Origin of the sequence: Acinetobacter sp. NIPH 298 (assembly GCF_000369505.1) — a bacterium.
In the GTDB taxonomy this organism is placed as follows: Bacteria; Pseudomonadota; Gammaproteobacteria; order Pseudomonadales; family Moraxellaceae; genus Acinetobacter.
This window is the reverse complement of record NZ_KB850055.1, coordinates 2,223,262-2,246,032: the sequence shown is the minus strand read 5'-3', so window position 1 is coordinate 2,246,032 and position 22,771 is coordinate 2,223,262. Positions and strand designations below refer to the sequence as shown.

Annotated in this window: 14 protein-coding genes, 2 tRNA genes and 3 rRNA genes; 10 read left to right on the top strand and 9 right to left on the bottom strand. The window is 42.0% G+C overall.

Going from position 1 to position 22,771, the window contains the following annotated elements:
* Window positions 1-41 precede the first annotated feature (41 nt).
* The gene (gene polA / locus F903_RS15355) at window positions 42-2,807 is read right to left on the bottom strand and encodes a DNA polymerase I (RefSeq protein WP_005198393.1); all 2,766 of its coding nucleotides are present in this window, start codon (window positions 2,805-2,807) and stop codon (window positions 42-44) included.
* Window positions 2,808-2,995: 188 nt separating this feature from the next.
* Between polA and F903_RS15350 the strand changes: the two genes are divergently transcribed.
* Window positions 2,996-5,845, top strand: a complete 2,850-nt coding sequence (locus F903_RS15350; protein ID WP_005198390.1) for a DUF2339 domain-containing protein — start codon at window positions 2,996-2,998, stop codon at window positions 5,843-5,845.
* Here F903_RS15350 and F903_RS15345 read toward each other — a convergent pair whose 3' ends face one another.
* Together F903_RS15345 and F903_RS15340 are read right to left on the bottom strand one after the other, a co-directional pair.
* Entirely contained in the window at window positions 5,846-6,763 is a 918-nt protein-coding gene (locus F903_RS15345) for a mechanosensitive ion channel family protein (RefSeq protein WP_004672555.1), read from the bottom strand.
* 9 nt (window positions 6,764-6,772) lie between these two features.
* The gene (locus tag F903_RS15340; RefSeq protein WP_005198387.1) at window positions 6,773-7,591 is read right to left on the bottom strand and encodes a hypothetical protein; all 819 of its coding nucleotides are present in this window, start codon (window positions 7,589-7,591) and stop codon (window positions 6,773-6,775) included.
* A gap of 93 nt (window positions 7,592-7,684) precedes the next feature.
* On the opposite strand from F903_RS15340, the gene gspE reads away from it, so the two are divergent.
* Complete coding sequence (gene gspE / locus F903_RS15335; RefSeq protein WP_034595181.1) at window positions 7,685-9,175, top strand: type II secretion system ATPase GspE; 1,491 nt, start codon at window positions 7,685-7,687, stop codon at window positions 9,173-9,175.
* Window positions 9,176-9,239: 64 nt separating this feature from the next.
* On the opposite strand, the gene F903_RS15330 is transcribed toward gspE, so the two are convergent.
* The 6 genes from F903_RS15330 to F903_RS15305 form a co-directional block, all read right to left on the bottom strand.
* Entirely contained in the window at window positions 9,240-9,674 is a 435-nt protein-coding gene (locus F903_RS15330; RefSeq protein WP_005198385.1) for an organic hydroperoxide resistance protein, read from the bottom strand.
* A gap of 118 nt (window positions 9,675-9,792) precedes the next feature.
* Window positions 9,793-10,155, bottom strand: coding sequence for a DUF4951 domain-containing protein (locus F903_RS15325; protein WP_005198383.1), 363 nt, complete (start codon window positions 10,153-10,155; stop codon window positions 9,793-9,795).
* A 206-nt stretch (window positions 10,156-10,361) separates the two neighbouring features.
* Window positions 10,362-11,186, bottom strand: coding sequence for a carbon-nitrogen hydrolase family protein (locus F903_RS15320; RefSeq protein WP_005198382.1), 825 nt, complete (start codon window positions 11,184-11,186; stop codon window positions 10,362-10,364).
* Between the two features lie 28 nt (window positions 11,187-11,214).
* Window positions 11,215-11,736 (bottom strand): anti-anti-sigma factor GigB, encoded by a 522-nt coding sequence (gigB, locus tag F903_RS15315; RefSeq protein ID WP_004672564.1) that lies wholly within the window; start codon window positions 11,734-11,736, stop codon window positions 11,215-11,217.
* 102 nt (window positions 11,737-11,838) lie between these two features.
* A complete protein-coding gene (gigA, locus tag F903_RS15310) occupies window positions 11,839-12,807 on the bottom strand; it encodes an RsbU family protein phosphatase GigA (protein WP_004672565.1) in 969 nt (322 codons plus the stop codon).
* 131 nt (window positions 12,808-12,938) lie between these two features.
* Window positions 12,939-13,820, bottom strand: coding sequence for an MlaA family lipoprotein (locus F903_RS15305; RefSeq protein WP_005198378.1), 882 nt, complete (start codon window positions 13,818-13,820; stop codon window positions 12,939-12,941).
* Between the two features lie 563 nt (window positions 13,821-14,383).
* Between F903_RS15305 and F903_RS15300 the strand changes: the two genes are divergently transcribed.
* From F903_RS15300 to hpf, 8 genes are all read left to right on the top strand, one after another.
* Window positions 14,384-15,921: ribosomal RNA gene (locus F903_RS15300) — 16S ribosomal RNA — on the top strand.
* Between the two features lie 61 nt (window positions 15,922-15,982).
* A tRNA-Ile gene (locus F903_RS15295) sits at window positions 15,983-16,059 on the top strand.
* A gap of 55 nt (window positions 16,060-16,114) precedes the next feature.
* A tRNA-Ala gene (locus F903_RS15290) sits at window positions 16,115-16,190 on the top strand.
* Window positions 16,191-16,557: 367 nt separating this feature from the next.
* Window positions 16,558-19,451, top strand: a 23S ribosomal RNA gene (locus F903_RS15285).
* Window positions 19,452-19,667: 216 nt separating this feature from the next.
* Window positions 19,668-19,782, top strand: a 5S ribosomal RNA gene (rrf, locus tag F903_RS15280).
* The 16S, 23S and 5S rRNA genes sit together here with 2 tRNA genes alongside, the layout of an rRNA operon.
* A gap of 216 nt (window positions 19,783-19,998) precedes the next feature.
* Window positions 19,999-20,442, top strand: a complete 444-nt coding sequence (locus F903_RS15275) for a nuclear transport factor 2 family protein (RefSeq protein ID WP_005198376.1) — start codon at window positions 19,999-20,001, stop codon at window positions 20,440-20,442.
* Window positions 20,443-20,791: 349 nt separating this feature from the next.
* The gene (locus tag F903_RS15270; protein ID WP_004669793.1) at window positions 20,792-22,240 is read left to right on the top strand and encodes an RNA polymerase factor sigma-54; all 1,449 of its coding nucleotides are present in this window, start codon (window positions 20,792-20,794) and stop codon (window positions 22,238-22,240) included.
* A gap of 167 nt (window positions 22,241-22,407) precedes the next feature.
* Window positions 22,408-22,749, top strand: coding sequence for a ribosome hibernation-promoting factor, HPF/YfiA family (gene hpf / locus F903_RS15265; RefSeq protein WP_004669794.1), 342 nt, complete (start codon window positions 22,408-22,410; stop codon window positions 22,747-22,749).
* Window positions 22,750-22,771: the final 22 nt, after the last annotated feature.

Here is a 22,771-nt window from a genome sequence, read left to right as displayed (position 1 = left end):
ATGCTTAGCATCTCTTTTTTTTTTTTTGCTCAGAATCAGGGTTAGTGTGCAGCGTCCCAATTCAGCCCTTGTCCAACTTCAACCACAAATGGAACTGAGATTTTCAAGACGGATTGCATCACTTCAGCGATTTGCTTGGAAAGTTCATCTGCAATTGCTGCGTCCGCTTCAAAGACCAGTTCATCGTGTACTTGTAACAAGAGTTTAGCTTGTTCTTTTGGTAACATTTGATCCACGGCAATCATCGCTAACTTGATGATATCAGCCGCACTGCCTTGCAGTGGCGCATTAATCGCAGCTCGTTCAGCGGCTTGCTTGATCATTTTATTGCTTGCCAAAATATCAGGTGTATAGAGGCGACGACCTAAAATTGTTTCAACAAAACCTTGTTCACGTGCGATCTGACGCGTGCGCTCCATATAATCCAAAACACCTGGATAACGTTGGAAATAACGTGCGATATAGCTACGTGACTCTTCTCGAGTAAAGCCCAATTGACGGGTTAAGCCGAATTCTGACATGCCATAAAGCAGACCGAAGTTGACGGCTTTGGCTTGGCGGCGTTGGTCATTGGTGACATCTTCAATCGCAATGCCCAATACTTCTGACGCCGTACGACGGTGTACATCTTGCCCTTGTTGGAATGCATGGATCAAAGCATCGTCTTGAGAAAAATGCGCCATCAAACGCAGTTCAATTTGTGAATAATCGGCTGCCAATAGCACGCGACCTTCAGGTGCTATAAAGGCTTTACGGATTTGTCGTCCAATTGGGGTACGAATAGGAATGTTTTGTAGGTTTGGGTCTGTCGAAGATAGGCGACCTGTGGTGGTCAAGGCTTGGTGATAACTGGTGTGAACACGATGTGTTGTATTATGAGATTGCTCAATCAGACGGTCAGTATAGGTATTTCTCAGTTTTGCCAAGCCGCGGTGTTCTAAAATGACTTCGGCGAGTGGATGTTCAATTTTTTCTAAGATACTTTCACTGGTACTGAACTGTCCCGTAGCCGTTTTTTTACCGCCTTTAATCCCCAGCTTTTCAAATAAGACTTCACCCACTTGTTTTGGTGAAGAAACATTAAAAGCTTCACCTGCCAGTTCAGTGGCCTGATTTTCTAGTGTTTGTATGGTCTTTGAAAATTCAACACTGAGCTGATCAAGGAACTGATGATCGAGCTTGATGCCATCTTCTTCCATGGCAGTCAACACACGCGCAACTGGCATTTCGATATTGTGCAGAATATTCACAAGTTCTGGGGAGCTTTTTAATTTTCCTGATAAAACTTCATACAGTCGATAAGTGACATGCGCATCTTCGGCTGCATAATGTGCTGCAACTTCGAGTTCAATTTGATTAAAGGTTTTCTGTTTGGCACCTTTACCTGCAATTTGCTCAAAGGTGGTGGTCAAATGGCTCAGATAAAGTCGTGCGACATCATCCATACCATGACGTGTCGCTGCTGCATTCAACACATAAGATGCCAGCATGGTATCGAAGTACCAGCCTCGAATGGTAATGCCATGATTGGCAAAAATATGGGCATCATATTTTAGATGATGACCAATTTTCTTGACCTGCTCATTTTCAAGAATTGGTTTGATTTGAGCTAAAATTTGGTCACGATTCAGTTGTTCGGGTGCGCCTTCGTAATCATGCGCCACAGGCACATAGAATGCATCATTGGCATCAAATGCGATCGAGAAACCAACCAGTTCTGCAATACGATAATCTAAATTCGTGGTTTCTGTATCAATGGCAAAATGATCTGCTTGTTGCATTCGTTGTAACAATGCATCCCAGTCTTGTTGTGTGAGAACCGTATGATAAGTGGCTGTTCCGAGCTGATCATCTTGACTTGAAAGTGTGGCGTGATCTTCGGTCACAATCGTTTCAGCTTTTTGCTCTGCTTTCACAATTTTTTGTGAGGTTTGCTGATAAGCCGAGGTGTTTGGATTATTCGGGTGGTCTAAGGATTGTAATTGATTACGAAATTCGAGTTCTGTATAGAGATCACGTAGCTGATCAATATTTGGATTGCTGAGTTTAAGCTCATGCCAATCTAGATTTAGCTCAAGATCACAGACGATACTTGCCAATTGGTGATCAATTTTGATGTTGTCTAAACTGTCTTTGATATTTTGACTGATTTTGCCTTTTAGCTGATCGACATTGGCAATAATATTATTTAGTGAGCCGTATTCATTGAGGAGCTTAGCTGCAGTTTTTGCGCCAATACCTGGAACCCCCATAATGCCATCTGATGCATCGCCCATGAGGGTGAGATAATCAATAATTTGATGCGGGTGAACGCCAAATTTTTCAAAAACTCCCGCTTCATCAAGCACACGTTCTTTGAAACTATCTTCGAGTTTGACATGTTCATTGACCAGTTGGGCCATGTCTTTGTCACCCGTTGAAATCAGAACATGATGACCTTCACTCAGTGCTTGCTTGGTTAAAGTTCCAATAATATCATCGGCTTCAGCGCCTGCGAGATAATATAAAGGGATCCCTTGTGCCTTAATTAATGCATGTAAATAGGGAATCTGTTGAGACAATTCTTCGGGCATACTTGGACGATCACCCTTATAAATAGGCGAAAGAGCATGGCGAAAAGTAGGTTCAGGCGTATCAAAAATCACCGCCATATGCGTCGGTTGTGTACGACGCATCAATTTTTGAATTGCTGAAATTGCACCACGTATTGCATTGGTATGTAAGCCAGTAGACGTCGTTAACGGGGGTAACGCGTGATAAGCACGAAATAAAAAATAAGACCCGTCAACCAAGACAAAAGGTGGCATTTCGCAAATCCTAATTATAAGTTAGCAGGTATTTTACGTGAAAAAGTGTTGTCTGTCCTTGTCGCCGTGTTGTGCAATGACGAGTTACGTCGCTTTAAAAAATTGCAGTATTTTGTATGCAAAAATAGCTGCTTATCTAGTGATCAAGTAAGATAGCCTCAATGAAGCTGTTTTATTGATATAAGTCTATGTATAAAAAAGACAAACAGGGAATTGTCATTGTTTTAATTGCTTTGACTGTGTTGCTGGCTTGCGCCATTGCATTTAAATGGCAGGGAACCATTGTTGCTGCCACCGTGGGACTAACCGTTGTTATTGTGCACATCCTTTCTGAAATTCATCAACGCTTATGTCAGTTGGAACAAGCCTGTTCTGGTTTTTCGGATCAATCCGCTGGAATTGGGATACAGCGGGTACTGATTTATAGCGCCGCATTGGTTGCGTTATTTGCCTATGCCAACACGTGGATGTGGCTCGCAGGCGGTGCATTATTGGTACTGATGTTGTGTTTGATTCAAACCATCAGTGCATTTCAAACCAGATTGCTACATTTAGAACAGTCTTCAATTGCTGCACAGAAAATTGAATCCACACATTTTTCTCAAGATATAGAACCATCACAGTCTTCGACGACAACCACTACTTTACCAGTGTCTGAGTCACAACATCCTGCTTGGATGCAAGCCAATACTGGATCAAGTCAACAACCCAATACTCAAAACCCTTTCCCTATAAGCTCTCCGTCTGAATCTAAAGATGCAGCATGGTGGCAGCCTACATTTGATTGGATGATCCATGGCAATCCAATTTTGCGTGTTGCGGTAGCGATCTTAATGGTTGGCGTGGTACTGCTGTTACGGTTTGCCAGTGAACATTGGCAGTTAAGCCTCGGTGTAAAACTCGGCTTTATCGCCTGTGCAGGTGGGATTACAACAATTGTAGGTTATTTACTACAAAAGAAAAATCAGCTATTTGCAGTGGCTTTACAAGGTTTAGGTTTAGCGATTGTCTTTTTAACACTTATTTTCTCGCATCATTTTGCAGTGATTGCTAGTTTGACCACTGCCAGTATCCTTTTTGTGATTTTATTATTGGCAACCGTCTATCTTAGCCTCAAACAACAAGCCCTATATTTGGCCATCCTTGCGTTGACTATGGCCTATCTTGCGCCATTACTTATTCCGCAAAATCATCCTGATGTCATCTTTTTATTTGCTTATTATTTTCTGATTAATTTGGCTGTTGCCGCCGTTAACTTTATTCAACCTTGGAAGATCCTGCACCAAATTGCGTTTTTTGCCACCATGTTTATTGGTGGAGCGGTCATTGCTATTTATGCAGAACATCAGCAATACACAACCCTTGATTTTATCCTTTGGTTGCATATTGCCTTATTTATTTGGCTGAGTATTCGTTATAGCCAATTGATGTTACGTGCGCAAAACCTGCAACAAGAAACAGCGCCTAAAGCACAGCGTTTACAGCCGATTTTGGATGTTGGGCTGATTTTTAGTGTGCCTGTGCTTGGCTTTTCTTTACATGCTTATTTGATGCATAACTCAACTTCAGCATTGACTTGGGGTGCAGTGGCATTGGCGGTTGTTTATATCGTTTTAAATATCTGGATTAAACGTCAGCATCCCCAATTATCGATCTTAGCAAAAAGCTTTTTTATCCTTGCAGTGGTTTTTGTTGCGTTGATTTTCCCGCTTGCTAAAGGTGCACATTGGACCTCAACAGGTTGGGTGATTCAAGGAACAGCATTGATTGTTTGGGGAGTGACTGAACGTTATCGTTTGAGTCGTTATATTGGGGTAGCATTGGTTCTATTCAGTTCAATTGCACTGATGTTCCAAGTTTGGTCCAATGACCATTTCCCAGTCCTCAGTACTGTCATTTATGCCTTAGCTCAATTTATCTCGGCATTTTATTTATTACATTATCAACAAGTCGAAAAGTATTTTAGTTCACGCATGTTGAGTGGGATTTTTATCGCATTAGGCATGTACGCGGGTTCGATCGCTGCTGTTGAGTTGATGCAGTGGCAGCAACATAGACTCAGTCCTTATTTAGCAGTTGCTGTGGTTTTACTGGCGATATTTAGCGTTGCAGTTTATTTGAAATCAAAATTGCAATGGCAGCATCTACAGCTCACCTTGTTGGGCGGACTATTATTTTTACTTTATAGCGCAAGTTTGGCTGAAAATGTCTATTGGTTAGGGCATTGGTCAAGTTATTTAAGTCAAGTGAGCTTTTTGATTGCTTCAATTGGTTTAACCGTGTTGCTTGTGGTGTTAAAGTCTTTAGCATCCAAAACTTATCTGCTGGTGTGGTCAACTTTGCTTTGGCTGAGCTTGGCGAGTATTGGCTTGGCTATTTTCCCGAGCATGCCAGTGATTGCTTTAGCACTTATTCCAGCGATCTATAGTATTTGGTTGTTTGCATCGAAGCAGACCCAATTGCTGCATCAGCTCCCTGTCTGGAGTTTAACCTTATTTTGGTTGCTACTGGTCAGTCTAGATCCTTATTCTGCTGAGCAATATTATAGTGTGCCGCTGTTAAATTTGACTGACATTCTGTCTTTGTTGATGTTCATTGGCATGATTTGGATCATTTATCATCACGATTTCAGTGCTGAAAGATCGATTGAATGGGGCTTTAAAGTTACAACCATTTTAATTGGTTTATTGGTCTTGAGTAGTGTGGTGGTTCGTGCCATGCATCATTATTTAGATACGCCATTATGGGGTGGTGCAATTTGGAAAAATGGTGATGTGCAACTGAGCTTGACCTTATTGTGGATGATTTTAGCTTTTGTGCTCATGACGTTTTCTAGTCGTCGTCATATTCGTCAAATTTGGTTTGTCGGTGCTGCGTTGTTAGGTATCGTGGTGGCTAAATTATTATTACTTGACCTATCGCAAAGTGGCACATTGACCCGTGTGATTTCATTTATTGGGTCTGGTGCAATCATGTTGGTGATAGCATATCTTGCACCTTTGCCACCTGCGATTGACGAGCCTGAGAAACAGCGCTGATTATTTCTCTTTCTGTTCTTTTTTGAGCTCTTTTTGGTGTGTATATTGATCGATTTCATCATTTTCCAATGATGCAGGTCGATCAATTAAACCCATTTTGGGTACTGGAATTTCAATTTCATTTTCTAAGAAACCATTACGAACACGTTCCTGCATTTCATCACGAACTTGAATATAGTTTTCTTGACGACACCATACCGCAAATAAAATTTCGATTGAGGATTCTTTAAAAGCAGTCACTGTGACGGCTGGTTTAGGGTCATCCATCACGAGCGGATATTTTGATGCGACATCTAATAACACCTGTCTGACTTTAATAATATCTTCGTGAAAGTTAATCGCCAGTGTAATGGGAATACGCCGTATTGGATATTTAGATAAATTCATGACCGGTGCACGAATCAATTGCTCGTTTGGCAAGCGAATATACACATTATCTAGTGTCAGAAGCTTGACCGAAAGTAGGTCAATCGAAATGACTTCACCTTCAATGGTATGTCCTCGAATCAATGTGATTTGAATAGTATCACCGACTTCAAAAGAACCTTCACCGATCAGAAACAAACCACTAATTAAATTGGATGCAGAGGTTTGTGAGGCGAAACCCAGTGCGACGGTGAGAATACCTGCCGCGCCTAAAAAAACGCTGAGTTTAAATCCTGCTTCTCTTAGACTGGTCATAATGAACAGTAAGAAAATGAAATAGAAAATCCCTCTGCGCCACAAAAGGCGTTGATGTGCATTGAGTCGGTTGCCAATGGTTCGGATAAAGGTATTGGATAATAATCTTGCAATGATAAAACCAATAAAACACAAAATAATCGCGACTACAATTTCACTGAGTCGCGCAAAATTAATATTGGTAAATATGCTGGTGAGGTTGCTTGCAACATCTTTTGGAATATTGGAATCTGGCATAGCAACCTCTTAAAAAAACGAGTCAAACATATTCAAAAAAGTACTATTGGGTGAGCGTGGAGGGTGAATATAGGTCACTTCTCCTGCTTGATTTGGCGTTCTATTCTCGATGCGAATTCGTGCTTGTTCAGCACCATCATAATAAACCTTGATCTTGGAGGTCCATAGTCGCCCAGTGCCTTCGCTATAAAATAGAGGGAGGGCAGGCACGGGGACATTCATACGGTCAAAACGGAGTTGATGTGGGCTGTTGTTTTGAAATTCGATGGGCGTGACTGCGCGAAAAGCACGCGGTGTTAAAAGGTTTAAATCCGTGCGACCATCAACCGAAGTGGCGTAGCAAATTTCTCCATGTTGAGGATTTTTCCCGAACCATGTGTCTTTGGGTTGAATCACAGGAATGTCAAACAAAGGCTCTACCAATCCATCAGCCAAACCAGCAATCCACAGAGGGGTACTGATATAAAGTGTTCCCCGTTGACCAGCTGGGATATAAATAGGATCTACGGGTTTAATGACCACTGAACGATCGGCTAGACGTGGCATCAAATGAAACGTCTCATTGGTTTTATGAAGCATGTAGCGTTCAATTTTTGCAGGTTGTGGCATTGCAAATTCAGTATCCGTTAGAATTCGCCACTGTTGTTCATAATCGTTCTGATAGTGCGGACGATGGTATTCCAATCGCCACTCTTTAATTCCGCGTGTGAGACGGAAGAGTAATGAACCGAATTGCCAAGCTTTGGCTTGTTGAATTTCAAATTTTTGTTCGCCCCACCACTTCAAAGATTCTGAATGAGGCGTTTCATATAGATTATTTTGAGACAAGATGCAAAATTCCTTTGTGAGGATGCTAAAGAGACTTCACGCTGTAACCAGCTTAGAGTACACTCAATGCTTTCTTTTATCATTATTTGTGTGATGCAAATACTTAAACAAATACAAATTCCATATAGTTTTGCCAAACGGCATGGCGTTTTGTTCCGTTATGAAGGCGATCAAGTTTTTATTGTGCGACGCAAGGAAACGGCGCGTATTGCTTTGCAGGAAGCACGTCGAATTTTGGGGAAGTCAGCTCATGATCAACTTTGTACCGAGCAAGAGTTTCATGCTTTACTCAGTTCAAGCTATGCAGGAGATACAGGCGAGTCGCAACAAGTTGCCGCGGGTTTAGAAGATCACCCCGATCTGTTGAGCTTGGCGGATCAAGTTCCTGAAGCGGAAGATTTGATGGATCAGGAAGATGATGCGCCTATTGTGCGTCTCATTAATGCCTTGCTGTCAGAGGCAATTCGTGTCAGTGCATCTGATATCCATATTGAAGCCTTTGAGAAAAAACTTTCGGTACGCCTGCGTGTTGATGGTCAACTGCGTGAAATCGTACAGCCGCGTCGTGAGTTAGCGCCGTTGTTGGTTTCACGTATCAAAGTCATGGCTAAACTTGATATTGCAGAAAAGCGAATTCCGCAAGATGGTCGTATTTCCTTGCGCTTAGCTGGACGCGAAGTTGATGTGCGTGTATCGACATTGCCATCATCACATGGTGAACGCGTGGTGATGCGTTTACTGGATAAGCAAGCTGGGCGTTTAAATATGACCCATTTAGGCTTGATGCAAGGTGATTACGCACGTTTAACTCAATTGGTACATCGTCCACATGGCATTATCCTTGTGACTGGACCAACGGGTTCGGGTAAAACCACCACACTGTATGCGGCACTCTCTGATCTGAATGACCACACGCGTAATATTTTGACTGCGGAAGATCCGATTGAATATCAACTCGAAGGGATTGGTCAAACACAGGTCAATACCAAAGTTGATATGACCTTTGCTCGCGCGCTTAAAGCGATGTTGCGTCAAGATCCTGATGTGGTCATGGTCGGAGAGATCCGAGATCTTGAAACGGCTGAAATTGCGGTTCAAGCGTCATTGACAGGTCATTTGGTTTTATCAACGCTACACACCAATACTGCAATTGGTGCAGTCACGCGTTTAAAAGACATGGGGATTGAGCCTTTCTTACTTGCAAGCTCTCTGATTGGCGTGATTGCGCAACGTTTGGTTCGTACTTTGTGTCCACATTGTGTGACATGGCGTAGAGCGGATGATTTCGAACAACAACTTTTCAAACACCTCGATGTCAATCATCAAATGGAGTTACCAGAGCCGCAGGGTTGTGAGCATTGTTCACACGTAGGGTTTAGTGGGCGAACGGCCATTTATGAAATTGTACCTGTTGATGAATCGATGCGCCGCCTGATTCATGGTAATGCTGCTGAATATGAGTTAGAAACCTATGTTCGTAAACAATCGGGCTCAATTCGTGATGATGGTTTAAGAAAGGTCTTAGCTGGCAAAACCACTTTAGAAGAAGTATTGCGCGTCACCAATGAAGCTGCCGAAGGATAAGCAATCAGCGGTACGAAAAAAAACAGCATGGTGAATCCATGCTGTTTTTTTATCAGTGAGAGTATTATTCAGCAGTTACGATATTAAAATTCACATCAATATTATTACGTGTTGCATTCGAGTATGGGCAGACGATGTGAGCAGCATCAACCAGTTGCTGTGCCTCTGCTTCCTCCATTCCTATGAGATAGACATTTAAAGTCACTTCAATACCAAATCCATTTGGAATAGGGCCGATCCCAACTTCACCTTCAACATAAGCATCTTTACTTATGTTGAACTTATCGCGATTCGCAACAAACTTCATTGCCCCTAAGAAGCATGCAGAATAACCTGCGGCAAAAAGTTGCTCTGGATTGGTGACAGCACCACCAGCACCGCCCATTTCTTTTGGCACACCTAATTGAACATCTAAAACACCATCAGAAGACGTTGCACGGCCATCACGACCACCTGTTGCTTTCGCTTTTGCGCTGTAAACCACTTTTTCTAAAGACATGATTATTATTCCCGAATATTATTGAATAGCATTAGATCGTACGCTATATGAATGAAAAAACAAGTAAGTAAAGGTTGTTCAATTTTGAATATTAAGTGCTTATTGTTATAGGATTTGTTTACCAAAGCTCTGCAATTTTTTTCATTAATCTTGCTCTATAACGAGCGGTGGGGTTACTTATATTTTTCTGAGCTTCTTGCTCATAATGCTGCTGCCATGCTTTGATCATTTCCAAGGTTGTCCCTTTTTGTTTAATGATCACCACATCTTCAGGCTGAATATAGTCTAAGCGTTGTCTCGCACCTTCCGCCCCTGTGCCCCAGCCAATGATCCATTGACCAAAAGTATTGAGAGACAAGTTTTGTGGTGTGGATAAATTATTTTGCGTATTGGTTGATACATCAGGAATATCTTCTACTGATGTCGCATGGAGTGGTGTCGTTGCCCCTAGAAAAAACAATATGCTAATAAATCTAAACATGAACAAAAGCTTAATAAGAATGAATTGACAATATTATTTCACTCATCGAATAAAGTCATTTTGCTTTGTTCGACAGAGTTCAATAATTTGTATTAAATCATGATTTAAGTTGGCTGACATGAATAAAAATGATCAGCACAGTCAGCTCATGCCAAAAATATAAAGGTTTAATTGAAGTTTAGATATTTAAAGTAGGAAATATATTTCTAATAATGGATGAGTTGGCGATGTTGCATCAACGGCATTGCAAGACGTACCGCTTCTTGTTCTGCGAGATCAAAAGTTGAGCTGATTAAAGCGTGACCTTCTGTATTGAGCATTTGCACCAGTTGACCACGACTATCGGTGATACCCGCATGCCCCCAAGTTTGACGCTGCTGACCATGCCAACCTTGTTGTGCTGCACCCAAAACATAACATTGACTATCCATCGCACGCGCTTGCAACAATAACTGCCAATGTAATTGACCTGTGGTGTAAGTAAATGCAGCGGGAGCAGTTAAAATATTTGCACCTTGCTGACGTAAAGTTAAGGCAAGCTCAGGGAAGCGTAAGTCATAACACACCATTAAGCCAATATTGCCAAATGGTGTTTTTGCCACAACAGCTTGATTGCCCGGCTCAAAGAATTCTGATTCTTGATAACCACCAACGCGATCTCCAACCTGAACATCAAATAAATGAATTTTGTCGTAGCGCGCTTCTGTGCCTTCAGGGCTAATACATAGACTTACAGTCCGAACGCGACCGTCGGGAACGATTGAACCATCGGGGCGAAAAGGGCAAGGGAGTGTGCCAGCAACGATCCAAATTTGATAGTGGTGAGCGAGTTGCTCTAAACGTTTTTGAATGCTTTCAAATTGAGCTGCAGTTTCACGTTGTTTACCTGCAGCAAAACAGACAAAGTTTTCAGGAAAGACAATCAGTTTTGCGGCTTGTGCCTTACTTTGTTGGATCAATGATTCAATGACAAGGAAGTTAGCCTCAATGTCATCTTGGGAGTTCATTTGTACAACGGAAAGTAAGGTCATAAGCCAGTCACGATACAGAATTTAGTGATCAAACATTTTGTTTTTGTACATCGATACTTAAGCAATCTTGTTCTTTTTGCAATTGTTTAACCAGAGGCTCAAACATATTCTGGTTGTTTTCATTCAAACGCATGAGTGTTTTATGCGCGTCAAGCACGGTGTTAAGCATAGCACTATGCGTGATATGTTCTTCAGTAAGCTCTAGCGTGCATACATTAGGATCACCACAATAATCCAAAATTACAAACACTTGTGCTAGCCCCATGCTGTTGGCTAAGGTTGTAATATCGGCATTGGTTGAAAGCATTACGGCTTGTATGTGGTGCGCTTGCTTAAGTTTTAAGCCTAGTTTTGCCAGTATTCCTAAGACGGTACTGTCAATAAAAGTGGCTTGGGTAAGATCAACAATTGCACCAACAACGTTCTGTTGTTGTTCAATTCGGTTGAGGAGTTTGTCTAGACTTATACAAGAGTGAGCACGCACTTCGCCAATAAGCTTGAAAATATGCGTTCCGTTCAAACTTGCATATTCAACATGACCTGTTGACATATAAATGCCATTTTCAGAGAAAGGATATAAAATTATCCCATAGTGATATTCCAGACACAAGGGCTTGGATACTGTGAACTGGTTAAGATATTGATTTTATGATTAATTCATTCGGCATAAACTTAGAATGGCAATGTCATCGGCGACATGTTCTGGGGCGCGGAAGGAGTTATTCTGTAGATGTTCGACCAATTGATTAAACTGATCATTCAATCCACCATCGAAAGGCTCAAGCGCGCCATCAGAACATAAAATGAACCGTGCTTGGCGATTGAGTATACAGTGATGTTCTTCAACTTCCAGTTCTTCTGTGAGCCCTAAGGGAAAACTACTGGTCGATAGAATTTGTGGTGGTTGGTTTGGTTCGAAAATAATAGGAGGAGGATAGTGTCCTGCGCTCGACCAGCGAACCTCGTTTGTTACTAGATTTAGAATCCCTGCTACCATGGTAATGTGCTTTTCTATATTTTCTTGCATCAACATGGCATTGAGTTTCTGAATCAGTTGACTTGGCGTTTTTGATCGACCATGAAAAGCCGCCATCCATGACGTCAATAAACTACTGGTGACACCATGCCCTGAAACATCAGCCAGATAAAATAAGACCTCTTCATCATTTAATCGCCAGTAATCGTACCAATCCCCAGATAAATAGGCAGATGGTTGGAAAAAAGATTCGAATTGATAGTTTGGTAATTGAATTGGATTTGGTAAAAGACGCTGCTGTAACTCTGCCGCAGAGGGGAGATCGCGGCTGTCTTGATTTCGCTTGTATTGCGCATCAATTTTAAATAAAGCATGTATTGGATTCTTGGGGAGGTTATCCCACATCCAACCTGCTAATGCACCCATTTCCCACGCTTGAGCGAGTGCAGCACCTTCATGTTCAAATGCAAGCACAATGGTTGGAAGTTTCCATTGATATTTTAGGAAGTCTTGTACATCAGCAATCGCAATAATTGTTTGATCATACAAATCCAAATCATTCACTTGAATGATTTGGAGGGTCGGTAACTCAGTTAAAGCTTGATCTAAGTAAGGTATGGAGCGTGTGGGTTGAATGAAATACATTGATGTATTGCCAATCCTTTGTATGATCACTTTTTAATTCATCATAGATGAAAGATAACTTAAAACCTAGTGTTGCTAGCGTTTAAATTCACTAGCGACACATAAGTTTGTAAGACATTATTTTAATTTAACTATTCTTCATCTGAAAATGATTCATCATTATCATCTGCATCGTTGATAAAGGAAATGTCATTTGCATCACCACGTTTCTCTGCAATTTGGAAAGCCTTACGTTGCAAATAAAAGTCACGAATCATCGAATATTTATCACCTTTCAAGCTTTCTTCAATATCGAGAAGCTGTGAACGGGCATCTACAGCTTGCAATACATTGCTTGACCAATAAATACCATCTTGATCGTCAAGTAAATATTTCTGTGGACGACCAAAACTATCTGCGGCTAAGCCAAAACCATCTCGAAACGTACTTGGGCCAAAAAATGGCAACATGACATAAGGGCCAGAAGGAACGCCGTAATAGCCTAAAGTCACACCGAAGTTTTCTTCTTCTGTTGATAACCCTAAACGACGAGCAGGGTCAGCAAAACCTAAGGTTGTGAGTGTATTCACAGTAAAACGACCTAAGGTTTTTGCTGCGCGGCTAGGTCGGCCTTGAATCACTTGATTCACAGCATTCCACGGTTCGCCCAGATTTTTACGGAACTGACGATAAGGGCTACGAACCTCTACAGGAACTTTAGCAACATACTGTATTGCTACCGGTTTCAATAGATTGCGGTCTAATGCATCGTTAAAAAGGAAAATCTGACGGTTTAATGGTTGTAATGGATCTTTCACTTCGTCTGGCTGAGCAGCATTTGCATTGACTTTTAAATCATTTTTAGTGAGATGTTTTAAATCTTTTATTGCTTGTATTGTTGATGTCTTATGTTCATTTGAGATTACAGTTGGATTGCTATCAGTTGCTGCTTCATTAAGCGTCTCTTGAGCAAATACGGATGAGCATGCTCCAGCAGTTAACAACCCAAGCAAGATAAAATTGGAGTAATGCATATTAATCCTTAATCGCGGTCTGAGCGAAATACGGTCATAAAAATGATTGTACTATTTAGCACAAAACATATTAAGCAGAATACAGTTAAAGTACTCATCTATTATTAAAGCAAATTCACTGACAAAATATAAGAAGAAATGTGAAATTGATCTAAAAATACCCACTTAAATAAATAAATTAAAAAAAGGGGTTGTGTGGAGTTAGAAATGCTGTAGAATGCACATCCATCGGCGGTGATGCAGATAAAAACTTGTTGAGAAACAAGGATTTGGATTGAAAGGTTTGAATCTTGTGTTTGAGAATAAGTTTTAAAAATATCTAAATTGCCTGTTGACTTTTAAGAGATTGAGAGTAATATAGCCGACCTAGCTTGATGGTGACGAATCATCGAGAAGATCATTAAGAATTGAAGAAGAACAACTTGTGTGGATTTTTACTGGTTAATCGATCGAAATTATTTTCATTGATTAGATGGTAGAAATTACTCGAAGTTTATTTGAGAAATATTTGTCAGAAAATTGATGAGCCAAGATTGGTGCCCTTTAAAGGTACTACTGATTTTAAACTGAAGAGTTTGATCATGGCTCAGATTGAACGCTGGCGGCAGGCTTAACACATGCAAGTCGAGCGGGGTGATGTAGCTTGCTACATTACCTAGCGGCGGACGGGTGAGTAATGCTTAGGAATCTGCCTATTAGTGGGGGACAACATTCCGAAAGGGATGCTAATACCGCATACGTCCTACGGGAGAAAGCAGGGGACCTTCGGGCCTTGCGCTAATAGATGAGCCTAAGTCGGATTAGCTAGTTGGTGGGGTAAAGGCCTACCAAGGCGACGATCTGTAGCGGGTCTGAGAGGATGATCCGCCACACTGGGACTGAGACACGGCCCAGACTCCTACGGGAGGCAGCAGTGGGGAATATTGGACAATGGGGGGAACCCTGATCCAGCCATGCCGCGTGTGTGAAGAAGGCCTTATGGTTGTAAAGCACTTTAAGCGAGGAGGAGGCTACCTAGATTAATACTCTAGGATAGTGGACGTTACTCGCAGAATAAGCACCGGCTAACTCTGTGCCAGCAGCCGCGGTAATACAGAGGGTGCGAGCGTTAATCGGATTTACTGGGCGTAAAGCGTGCGTAGGTGGCTAATTAAGTCAAATGTGAAATCCCCGAGCTTAACTTGGGAATTGCATTCGATACTGGTTAGCTAGAGTATGGGAGAGGATGGTAGAATTCCAGGTGTAGCGGTGAAATGCGTAGAGATCTGGAGGAATACCGATGGCGAAGGCAGCCATCTGGCCTAATACTGACACTGAGGTACGAAAGCATGGGGAGCAAACAGGATTAGATACCCTGGTAGTCCATGCCGTAAACGATGTCTACTAGCCGTTGGGGTCTTTGAGACTTTAGTGGCGCAGCTAACGCGATAAGTAGACCGCCTGGGGAGTACGGTCGCAAGACTAAAACTCAAATGAATTGACGGGGGCCCGCACAAGCGGTGGAGCATGTGGTTTAATTCGATGCAACGCGAAGAACCTTACCTGGCCTTGACATAGTAGAAACTTTCCAGAGATGGATTGGTGCCTTCGGGAATCTACATACAGGTGCTGCATGGCTGTCGTCAGCTCGTGTCGTGAGATGTTGGGTTAAGTCCCGCAACGAGCGCAACCCTTTTCCTTATTTGCCAGCGGGTAATGCCGGGAACTTTAAGGATACTGCCAGTGACAAACTGGAGGAAGGCGGGGACGACGTCAAGTCATCATGGCCCTTACGGCCAGGGCTACACACGTGCTACAATGGTCGGTACAAAGGGTTGCTACCTAGCGATAGGATGCTAATCTCAAAAAGCCGATCGTAGTCCGGATTGGAGTCTGCAACTCGACTCCATGAAGTCGGAATCGCTAGTAATCGCGGATCAGAATGCCGCGGTGAATACGTTCCCGGGCCTTGTACACACCGCCCGTCACACCATGGGAGTTTGTTGCACCAGAAGTAGCTAGCCTAACTGCAAAGAGGGCGGTTACCACGGTGTGGCCGATGACTGGGGTGAAGTCGTAACAAGGTAGCCGTAGGGGAACCTGCGGCTGGATCACCTCCTTAACGAAAGATTGATGGCCGGTAAGAATCCACAACAAGTTGTTCTTCTTGAAGATATATCTGAGGGTCTGTAGCTCAGTTGGTTAGAGCACACGCTTGATAAGCGTGGGGTCACAAGTTCAAGTCTTGTCAGACCCACCAAATCTGATCGCTAAAGCTGAAAGATTTAAGGATATAGAATTCACAATGATAAGCTGGGGACTTAGCTTAGTTGGTAGAGCGCCTGCTTTGCACGCAGGAGGTCAGGAGTTCGACTCTCCTAGTCTCCACCACGTACTTTACGGAGTACGGGCTAAAGATTACAGAATTTAGTGAATAAGAAGATCGAATGATCTTGGTTTATTAAGTTCTGTGATTTATCACAGTTTAATGTAGCTGACGAGGTTACATTAATTCATTAACAGATTAGTAGAATTGAGTCTGAAATAAATTGTTCAAAACTCGATTAATATGATTTTAACGGTAATACGAAAGTGTTGCAGTTAGATGAAAGATTAATGCGAGAACTAGCGATTAACTGAATCAAGCGTTTTGGTATATGAATTAGATTGAAGCTGTACGGTGCTTAAGTGCACAGTGCGTCAAACTGAAATGTTGAAGTTACTACTTGTAGGTAACGTCGACTGTTTGGGGTTGTATAGTCAAGTAATTAAGTGCATGTGGTGGATGCCTTGGCAGTCAGAGGCGATGAAAGACGTAATAGCCTGCGATAAGCTCCGGGGAGGCGGCAAATATCCTTTGATCCGGAGATTTCTGAATGGGGGAACCCACTTACCACAAGGTAGGTATTGCATACTGAATACATAGGTATGCAAGGCGAACGAGGGGAAGTGAAACATCTCAGTACCCTTAGGAAAAGAAATCAATTGAGATTCCCTTAGTAGCGGCGAGCGAACGGGGATCAGCCCATTAAGTTGTATGTGTTCTAGTGGAACGCTCTGGGAAGTGCGAACGTAGAGGGTGATATTCCCGTACACGAAAGGGCACATACAATGATGACGAGTAGGGCGAGGCACGTGAAACCTTGTCTGAATATGGGGGGACCATCCTCCAAGGCTAAATACTCCTGACTGACCGATAGTGAACCAGTACCGTGAGGGAAAGGCGAAAAGAACCCCTGTGAGGGGAGTGAAATAGATCCTGAAACCGCATGCATACAAGCAGTGGGAGCCAACTTGTTTGGTGACTGCGTACCTTTTGTATAATGGGTCAGCGACTTACATTCAGTAGCAAGGTTAACCGAATAGGGGAGCCGTAGAGAAATCGAGTCTTAATAGGGCGTTTAGTTGCTGGGTGTAGACCCGAAACCAGGCGATCTATCCATGAGCAGGTTGAAGGTTGGGTAACACTAACTGGAGGACCGAACCCACTGTCGTTGAAAAGCCAGGGGATGACTTGTGGATAGGGGTGAAAGGCTAATCAAGCCTGGTGATAGCTGGTTCTCCCCGAAAGCTATTTAGGTAGCGCCTCGGACGAATACCATTGGGGGTAGAGCACTGTTTCGGCTAGGGGGTCATCCCGACTTACCAAACCGATGCAAACTCCGAATACCAATGAGTACTATCCGGGAGACAGACTGCGGGTGCTAACGTCCGTAGTCAAGAGGAAAACAATCCAGACCGCCAGCTAAGGCCCCAAAATCATAGTTAAGTGGGAAACGATGTGGGAAGGCATAGACAGCTAGGAGGTTGGCTTAGAAGCAGCCACCCTTTAAAGAAAGCGTAATAGCTCACTAGTCGAGTCGGCCTGCGCGGAAGATGTAACGGGGCTAAAACTATGTGCCGAAGCTGCGGATGTAACTTTTAAGTTACGTGGTAGGGGAGCGTTCTGTAAGCCGATGAAGGTGTATTGAGAAGTATGCTGGAGGTATCAGAAGTGCGAATGCTGACGTGAGTAACGACAAAACGGGTGAAAAACCCGTTCGCTGAAAGACCAAGGGTTCCAGTCCAACGTTAATCGGGGCTGGGTGAGTCGACCCCTAAGGCGAGGCCGAGAGGCGTAGTCGATGGGAAATTGGTTAATATTCCAATACTTCTGTGTAATGCGATGAGAGGACGGAGAAGGTTAAGTCAGCCTGGCGTTGGTTGTCCAGGTGGAAGACAGTAGGCATGCATCTTAGGCAAATCCGGGGTGCTCTATGCTGAGAGTCGATAGCAAGCTGTACTTGTACAGTGAAGTGGCTGATACCATGCTTCCAGGAAAAGTCTCTAAGCTTCAGTTACACAGGAATCGTACCCTAAACCGACACAGGTGGTCAGGTCGAGTAGACCAAAGCGCTTGAGAGAACTCTGCTGAAGGAACTAGGCAAAATGGTACCGTAACTTCGGGAGAAGGTACGCTGCTGACGGTGATGATCCTTGCGGTCTGAGCTATTGGCAGCCACAGAAACCAGGCCGCTGCAACTGTTTATTAAAAACATAGCACTCTGCAAACACGAAAGTGGACGTATAGGGTGTGATGCCTGCCCGGTGCTGGAAGGTTAATTGATGGGGTTAGCGTAAGCGAAGCTCTTGATCGAAGCCCCAGTAAACGGCGGCCGTAACTATAACGGTCCTAAGGTAGCGAAATTCCTTGTCGGGTAAGTTCCGACCTGCACGAATGGCATAATGATGGCGGCGCTGTCTCCAGCAGAGGCTCAGTGAAATCGAATTCGCCGTGAAGATGCGGTGTACCCGCGGCTAGACGGAAAGACCCCGTGAACCTTTACTGCAGCTTGACATTGAACTTTGACCTTACTTGTGTAGGATAGGTGGGAGGCTTTGAAGTTAGAACGCTAGTTCTAATGGAGCCATCCTTGAAATACCACCCTGGTAATGTTGAGGTTCTAACTCTGCCCCGTAATCCGGGGCGAGGACCATGTCTGGTGGGTAGTTTGACTGGGGCGGTCTCCTCCTAAAGAGTAACGGAGGAGTACGAAGGTGCGCTCAGCGTGGTCGGAAATCACGCGTAGAGTATAAAGGCAAAAGCGCGCTTAACTGCGAGACCCACAAGTCGAGCAGGTACGAAAGTAGGTCTTAGTGATCCGGTGGTTCTGTATGGAAGGGCCATCGCTCAACGGATAAAAGGTACTCTGGGGATAACAGGCTGATACCGCCCAAGAGTTCATATCGACGGCGGTGTTTGGCACCTCGATGTCGGCTCATCTCATCCTGGGGCTGAAGCAGGTCCCAAGGGTATGGCTGTTCGCCATTTAAAGAGGTACGCGAGCTGGGTTTAGAACGTCGTGAGACAGTTCGGTCCCTATCTACCGTGGGCGCTGGAAATTTGAGAGGATCTGCTCCTAGTACGAGAGGACCAGAGTGGACGAACCTCTGGTGTACCGGTTGTCACGCCAGTGGCATCGCCGGGTAGCTATGTTCGGAAGGGATAACCGCTGAAAGCATCTAAGCGGGAAGCCTACCTCAAGATAAGATTTCCCTAGGACTTTATGTCCTCTAAAGAGCCGTTCGAGACTAGGACGTTGATAGGTTGGATGTGGAAGTACGGTGACGTATGAAGCTGACCAATACTAATTGCTCGTGAGGCTTGACTATACAACACCCAAGCAGTTGTATATAAAGCATCAATTCGATTCAAATCCAAACAGTCAGTGTAAATTAAACTGATTGAACTTGATTTAGTTGAAAAACTAGTTACAATTCAGACCCAATGAAGCTAATCCGTTAATAACTCTTTGGTTCGTAAGTAAGGCACACACTGTGAAATTTAACTCACAACGTGATTAAGACCCCAAAGCACCACAACAGTTTGCTGGCGACAATAGCAAGAGTGAACCACCTGATCCCTTCCCGAACTCAGAAGTGAAACCTCTTCGCGCTGATGGTAGTGTGGCACTTGCCATGTGAGAGTAAGTCATCGCCAGCTTTTAAATCTAAAACCTCCCAACTTATGTTGGGAGGTTTTTTATTGGGTATAGAAAAAGAGCGTTAAATGATTGTAGTATATTTAGTCGATATAAAATAAATAGTGTTTAAAGAGATAGTATTGTTTATAAATTAAGTGATCAGTTAGGTCATATTGATAATTCTTAGTATATTTATTGAAAAGCTGTTTTATTGTATAAGTTCAAAGGGGTATTTCATGAAAATCATAGTTTCTTTATTAATTTTTATTTCCTTGAATTGTTATGCAACGGATTTTATTGATGAAAAATTGGTTTTAGATTTATTGGAAAAAGAAAAGAGATTTGTTCAAAATAAAGATATAGAGGGATTTATATCTTTAATATCAGAGGATTTTTCAGGTTTTAGGAAAGATGGAGCTCCACTTACTAAAGATGGTTTTAGGCAGGGGGTATTTGTAAGTTTTCTTAATGCTTCAAAAATTCTTCATAACTCAAAGGTTGAGTCTCTTTCTATATCTGAAAACAAGCAGTCAGCAGAAGTTATTTTAGAAAATGAGACAAAATTTCTTATAGAGAGAGGAGATTATAAAACTGTGATATCCAATAAGAGTACAACTAGATCTAAGTTGGTATTAGATAAAGGTATATTAAAATATAAAAATAATAGTTATATAAAATAATTGATTCTTATTGAAAGTAGGGTGTCAACAACTAAGCTGTAGTTGCTAAAAAATATGAGTTTTACGTCTCCTACTTTTCTTAATAGACGATATGCCTATAATGATTGAGAATCATTCTAAATCTAAAAAGGAAATAACATGTCGACTGATAAACAATTTTTAGCCTTGGTATTTATATTTATTCAAATAACTCAGAAGGGGTAAGCAACACATCCTTAGTTTGTATCAATCGTTATTTTTGACTCATGAAGTAAAAAGAATTTAATTTTCCTTATATGCGCAAACATTTCTTTATGTTATAAATAATTTTATAGGCATGTTTTTTGCTTGATTTTTGAAGGAAGATTTTATGAGATTATCTGTTGGGTTGAAAGTTACGAATAGTCTATCGCTAACTCCTCAATTGCAGCAGGCAATTCGGCTCTTACAGCTTTCAAGTTTAGAGTTGGAGCAAGAAGTACAAATACAATTAGATAGTAACCCGTTACTGGAAAAAATTGAAGAGATTGGCACAACAGAAAGCTTATCTACATTAGAGCCAGCGGAAAATGCGGATTTAACAACAGAACTTAATGCTGATCATCTACCAAATGATTTACCCGTTGATACAGAATGGGATGATATTTACACCCATCAGTCTACAGCTTTAGGATCACCTGAGTATGAAGAACGAGAAGATAATCGACAGGTTCAACATAATCTAAAAGAACATATTTTAGAACAAGTTAATTTATTACATTTTTCTAATATAGATAAGTTGATTGCATATTGTTTAGTTGATTCTTTAGATGATAAAGGATTCCTAGATGCTGATTTAGATGAAATTCTGTTTGCCGTAACGCGCATATTGCAAGAAATGGATAGTGAGGAAGAGGTTGAATTAGATGAAATCGTTGTTGTTCTAAAACATATTCAACATTTAGATCCAGTTGGTGTCGGTTCGCGAAACCTTGCAGAATGTCTTATGATTCAACTCGAAAGTTTGAACGAAAAATCTCCTTATGTGGCTGAAGCAAAGAAGCTTCTGAAGAGTTATGAGCTGCTCATTGCAAATGATTTAAATAAGCTGTTAAAACAAACGGGCCTATCTAAAGAGCAGTTAAAAAGTGCAGTTGATTTATTAAAAACTTTGAAGCCTTATCCAGGTTTAGAGTTCAATCAGCAAGAATCTGAATATCAAGTTCCAGATGTCGTTGTTGCTAAAAAAGATCTACATTGGCAGGTGCAACTTAATCCTGATGTCATTCCAAAATTGAGAATCAACTCCTTTTATTCCAGCATGATTCGTCGTGCTGATCAAAGTGATGACAATGTTTATCTACGCAATCAGATGTTGGAGGCTAAAAATTTCATTAAAAGTGTTGATGAGCGTCATAAAACACTATTAAAAGTCGCGACGTGCATTGTTGAGCATCAAAGAGCATTTTTAGAGTTGGGACCTGAGGCGATGAAGCCTTTGGTGTTGCGTGATGTAGCTGAAGAAGTTGAACTACATGAATCGACAGTGTCTCGCGTGACAACCAATAAATATATGCTGACGCCACGTGGGCTTTTTGAATTGAAATATTTCTTTTCAAGTCATGTCGGAACAACGGCAGGTGGGGAGGCTTCTTCCACAGCGATTCGAGCCATGATTAGAAAATTAGTTTCGAATGAAAATCCACGTAAACCTTTGTCGGATAATATAATTGCTGAGATGTTAAAGGTAGAAGGAATTGAGGTCGCTCGACGGACCGTCGCAAAATATCGTGAATCGTTACATATTCCATCATCTTCTGAAAGAAAAGTCTTGATCTGAATTTCAAGGTGTGACTATTCTAGGCATTCATTATGACCAAATAATGAATTTTTTAATAATCACTAGAGGACTCGCTAAGATGATTTAATGAGTGTTGAACCACATTATATGCATTAGATTGCTTGGGCGATGTTTTCGTATCCTAAGAAAAGGTGAGGGATAGAATTATGCAAATAACGATTCGTGGACACCATTTAACCATTACACCTGCAATTGAAGAGAATATTAAAGAAAAGTTTAGTCAAATGACCAAGCATCTAGATCAGGTAAATAGTATGCAGATCAAATTGGCTAAAGATCATCAAGTTGATAAACGTTCACATAAAGGGAGTGCAAACCATATTGCAGAAGCAATTATACGTCTGCCGGGGATTGAATTGTTTGCACAAGCGACAGCCGATGATATGTATACTTCGATAAAAAAACTAACAGAAAAATTAAAGCGACAGCTTGCAAAACATAGAAAAATACAATGTTCGTATCAACATGAACTTGCAATTTTGACTTAATTTTTAAGTTGAGTGAAAGAGG

What these genes read in the sequence shown, in the direction of transcription:
- F903_RS15350 (WP_005198390.1), top strand. Translation starts at nt 2,996, where the DNA reads ATGTATAAAAAAGACAAACAGGGAATTGTCATTGTTTTAATTGCTTTG.
- F903_RS15275 (WP_005198376.1), top strand. Translation starts at nt 19,999, where the DNA reads ATGAAAATCATAGTTTCTTTATTAATTTTTATTTCCTTGAATTGTTAT.
- polA (WP_005198393.1), bottom strand. Translation starts at nt 2,807, where the DNA reads ATGCCACCTTTTGTCTTGGTTGACGGGTCTTATTTTTTATTTCGTGCT.
- gspE (WP_034595181.1), top strand. Translation starts at nt 7,685, where the DNA reads ATGCAAATACTTAAACAAATACAAATTCCATATAGTTTTGCCAAACGG.
- F903_RS15270 (WP_004669793.1), top strand. Translation starts at nt 20,792, where the DNA reads ATGAGATTATCTGTTGGGTTGAAAGTTACGAATAGTCTATCGCTAACT.
- F903_RS15345 (WP_004672555.1), bottom strand. Translation starts at nt 6,763, where the DNA reads ATGCCAGATTCCAATATTCCAAAAGATGTTGCAAGCAACCTCACCAGC.
- F903_RS15320 (WP_005198382.1), bottom strand. Translation starts at nt 11,186, where the DNA reads ATGACCTTACTTTCCGTTGTACAAATGAACTCCCAAGATGACATTGAG.
- gigA (WP_004672565.1), bottom strand. Translation starts at nt 12,807, where the DNA reads ATGTATTTCATTCAACCCACACGCTCCATACCTTACTTAGATCAAGCT.
- F903_RS15330 (WP_005198385.1), bottom strand. Translation starts at nt 9,674, where the DNA reads ATGTCTTTAGAAAAAGTGGTTTACAGCGCAAAAGCGAAAGCAACAGGT.
- F903_RS15325 (WP_005198383.1), bottom strand. Translation starts at nt 10,155, where the DNA reads ATGTTTAGATTTATTAGCATATTGTTTTTTCTAGGGGCAACGACACCA.
- gigB (WP_004672564.1), bottom strand. Translation starts at nt 11,736, where the DNA reads ATGTCAACAGGTCATGTTGAATATGCAAGTTTGAACGGAACGCATATT.
- F903_RS15305 (WP_005198378.1), bottom strand. Translation starts at nt 13,820, where the DNA reads ATGCATTACTCCAATTTTATCTTGCTTGGGTTGTTAACTGCTGGAGCA.
- hpf (WP_004669794.1), top strand. Translation starts at nt 22,408, where the DNA reads ATGCAAATAACGATTCGTGGACACCATTTAACCATTACACCTGCAATT.